At 49.5% G+C, this 3,665-nt stretch carries 4 protein-coding genes and 1 pseudogene; 4 read left to right on the top strand and 1 reads right to left on the bottom strand.

The window, feature by feature from the left end; genetic code table 11:
• The 4 genes and pseudogenes from BHE85_RS12100 to BHE85_RS12085 form a co-directional block, all read left to right on the top strand.
• Positions 1-200 (top strand): IS1 family transposase (locus tag BHE85_RS12100; RefSeq protein ID WP_000327172.1); only part of this gene is annotated, 200 nt, incomplete at its 5' end.
• Positions 201-209: 9 nt separating this feature from the next.
• Positions 210-1,127, top strand: coding sequence for a pseudouridine kinase (locus BHE85_RS12095; protein ID WP_032324882.1), 918 nt, complete (start codon positions 210-212; stop codon positions 1,125-1,127).
• Positions 1,094-2,053, top strand: coding sequence for a pseudouridine-5'-phosphate glycosidase (psuG, locus tag BHE85_RS12090; protein WP_032337494.1), 960 nt, complete (start codon positions 1,094-1,096; stop codon positions 2,051-2,053). Before BHE85_RS12095 ends, psuG begins: the two co-directional genes overlap by 34 nt.
• A gap of 93 nt (positions 2,054-2,146) precedes the next feature.
• Positions 2,147-3,396: pseudogene (locus BHE85_RS12085) on the top strand (NupC/NupG family nucleoside CNT transporter).
• 69 nt (positions 3,397-3,465) lie between these two features.
• Here BHE85_RS12085 and BHE85_RS12080 read toward each other — a convergent pair.
• Positions 3,466-3,665 (bottom strand): IS1 family transposase (locus BHE85_RS12080; protein WP_000327172.1); only part of this gene is annotated, 200 nt, incomplete at its 5' end.

Here is a 3,665-nt window from a genome sequence, read left to right as displayed (position 1 = left end):
GCTGGCCGCTGTATGAATCACGCCTGAAGGGAAAGCTGCACGTTATCAGCAAGCGTTACACTCAGCGCATTGAGCGACATAATCTGAATCTGAGACAACATCTGGCAAGGCTGGGACGGAAGTCACTGTCGTTCTCAAAATCGGTGGAGCTGCATGACAAGGTCATCGGGCATTATCTGAACATAAAACACTATCAGTAAGTTGGAGTCATTACCGGCTCGGCGAATATTGATGTCGCCGGATATTCACATGAATCATTAAATTATGCGGATTCAAATCCAGGTAAAATAAAATTTACGCCTGGTGGAGTCGGGCGCAATATTGCACAAAACCTGGCGTTGCTGGGGAACAAAGCCTGGCTACTGAGCGCCGTAGGCAGTGACTTTTATGGTCAATCGCTGCTAACGCAAACCAATCAATCTGGCGTTTATGTCGATAAATGCCTGATTGTGCCGGGAGAAAATACGTCTAGTTATTTATCATTACTCGATAATACCGGTGAAATGCTGGTTGCTATAAATGACATGAATATTAGCAACGCTATTACAGCTGAATATCTCGCACAGCACCGTGAATTTATTCAGAGGGCAAAGGTCATTGTCGCGGACTGTAATATCAGTGAAGAGGCACTGGCATGGATTCTGGATAATGCCGCCAACGTACCCGTATTTGTCGATCCGGTTTCCGCATGGAAATGTGTCAAAGTGCGCGACCGTCTAAATCAGATCCACACTCTGAAGCCAAACCGCCTTGAAGCGGAAACCCTGAGTGGGATTGCGCTGTCAGGGCGTGAAGATGTGGCAAAAGTTGCTGCCTGGTTCCATCAACATGGCCTGAACCGACTGGTATTGAGCATGGGCGGCGACGGCGTTTATTACAGCGATATCAGCGGTGAAAATAGCTGGTCTGCGCCGATCAAAACCAATGTTATTAATGTTACCGGAGCGGGCGATGCCATGATGGCGGGACTTGCTTCGTGTTGGGTAGACGGAATGCCGTTTGCCGAATCTGTTCGTTTCGCACAGGGATGTTCGTCAATGGCGCTCTCCTGTGAATACACCAATAACCCCGATTTATCGATTGCCAACGTTATATCGTTAGTGGAGAACGCAGAACGTCTGAATTAAAAATTTCCCCTGAATTATTACAAATTTCCCCGGAAGTGCAGGACGCTTTAAAAAACAAAAAACCGGTTGTGGCGCTGGAATCGACCATTATTTCTCACGGGATGCCGTTCCCACAAAATGCCCAGACCGCAATTGAAGTAGAAGAAACTATTCGTAAACAGGGCGCTGTACCTGCCACTATCGCCATTATTGGCGGCGTGATGAAAGTGGGTTTAAGCAAAGAAGAATTTGAATTACTGGGTCGTGAAGGGCATAACGTGACCAAAGTTAGTCGTCGCGATTTACCTTTTGTTGTTGCCGCCGGAAAAAATGGCGCAACCACTGTGGCTTCAACGATGATTATTGCGGCGCTTGCCGGAATTAAAGTATTTGCCACCGGGGGAATTGGTGGTGTGCATCGCGGGGCGGAACATACCTTCGATATTTCTGCCGATTTGCAAGAACTGGCAAATACTAATGTCACCGTTGTTTGTGCCGGGGCGAAATCTATTCTCGATTTAGGATTAACCACTGAGTATTTAGAAACCTTCGGTGTGCCGTTAATTGGCTATCAGACTAAAGCGCTGCCTGCGTTTTTCTGCCGTACCAGCTCGTTTGACGTCAGTATTCGTCTCGACAGCGCCAGTGAAATTGCCCGTGCAATGGCGGTGAAATGGCAAAGCGGGCTGAACGGTGGCCTCGTGGTAGCGAACCCGATCCCGGAACAGTTTGCGATGCCGGAGGAATCTATCAATGCAGCCATAGATCAAGCCGTCGCCGAAGCCGAAGAGCAGGGCGTTATTGGTAAAGAAAGTACACTGTTCCTGCTGGCGCGCGTTGCTGAGCTGACCGGCGGTGACAGCCTGAAATCCAATATCCAGCTGGTATTCAACAACGCCATTCTGGCGAGTGAAATTGCCAAAGAATACCAGCGTCTCGCGGGTTAATTTCCGACGGGCAGAAAGCCGTCGCCCGTACTCATCAAGCATACCAAAACCTGGCGCTGACGCCGGGTTTACTGGCATGAAGGGAAAATCATTATGGATATAATGAGAAGTGTTGTGGGGATGGTGGTGTTACTGGCAATAGCATTTCTGTTGTCAGTGAATAAAAAGAGCATCAGTTTGCGCACGGTTGGAGCCGCACTGCTGCTGCAAATCGCTATTGGTGGCATCATGCTCTACTTCCCACCGGGAAAGTGGGCAGTAGAACAGGCGGCATTAGGCGTTCATAAAGTGATGTCTTACAGTGATGCCGGTAGGCCTTCATTTTTGGTTCGCTGGTTGGGCCGAAAATGGATGTCCTGTTTGACGGTGCGGGTTTTATCTTCGCCTTTCGCGTACTTCCGGCGATTATTTTCGTTACTGCGCTCATCAGTCTGCTGTACTACATTGGCGTGATGGGGCTGCTGATTCGCATCCTTGGCAGCATTTTCCAGAAAGCTCTTAACATCAGCAAAATCGAATCTTTTGTCGCAGTCACAACTATTTTCCTCGGGCAAAATGAGATCCCGGCGATCGTTAAACCGTTTATCGATCGCATGAATCGCAACGAGTTGTTTACCGCAATTTGTAGCGGGATGGCGTCCATTGCTGGTTCGATGATGATTGGTTATGCCGGAATGGGCGTACCAATTGACTACCTGTTAGCGGCATCGCTGATGGCGATCCCAGGTGGTATTTTGTTTGCACGTATTCTTAGCCCGGCCACCGAGCCTTCGCAGGTCACATTTGAAAATCTGTCGTTCAGCGAAACGCCGCCAAAAAGCTTTATCGAAGCGGCGGCGAGCGGTGCGATGACCGGGCTGAAAATCGCCGCTGGTGTAGCGACGGTGGTAATGGCATTTGTCGCAATTATTGCGCTGATCAACGGCATTATCGGCGGAATTGGTGGCTGGTTTGGTTTCGCCAATGCCTCTCTGGAAAGTATTTTTGGCTATGTGCTGGCACCGCTGGCGTGGATCATGGGTGTGGACTGGAGTGATGCCAATCTTGCGGGTAGCCTGATTGGGCAGAAACTGGCGATTAACGAATTCGTCGCTTACCTGAGTTTCTCCCCATACCTGCAAACGGGCGGCACGCTGGAAGTGAAAACCATTGCGATTATCTCCTTTGCGCTTTGTGGTTTTGCTAACTTTGGTTCTATCGGTGTTGTCGTTGGCGCATTTTCGGCTATTTCGCCAAAACGCGCGCCGGAAATCGCCCAGCTTGGTTTACGGGCGCTGGCAGCAGCAACGCTTTCCAACCTGATGAGTGCGACTATTGCCGGGTTCTTTATTGGTTTAGCTTGAGTTTCATTGCCGGATGTACGCGCTTATTAAGCGTTGCATCCGGCAATCGCGCTAGGTAATGACTCCAACTTACTGATAGTGTTTTATGTTCAGATAATGCCCGATGACCTTGTCATGCAGCTCCACCGATTTTGAGAACGACAGTGACTTCCGTCCCAGCCTTGCCAGATGTTGTCTCAGATTCAGATTATGTCGCTCAATGCGCTGAGTGTAACGCTTGCTGATAACGTGCAGCTTTCCCTTCAGGCGTGATTCATACAGCGGCCAGC

Origin of the sequence: Shigella sp. FC1567, from assembly GCF_001743015.1 — a bacterium.
GTDB lineage: Bacteria > Pseudomonadota > Gammaproteobacteria > Enterobacterales > Enterobacteriaceae > Escherichia > Escherichia coli.
This window is presented reverse-complemented; position numbering and strand designations above follow the sequence as displayed.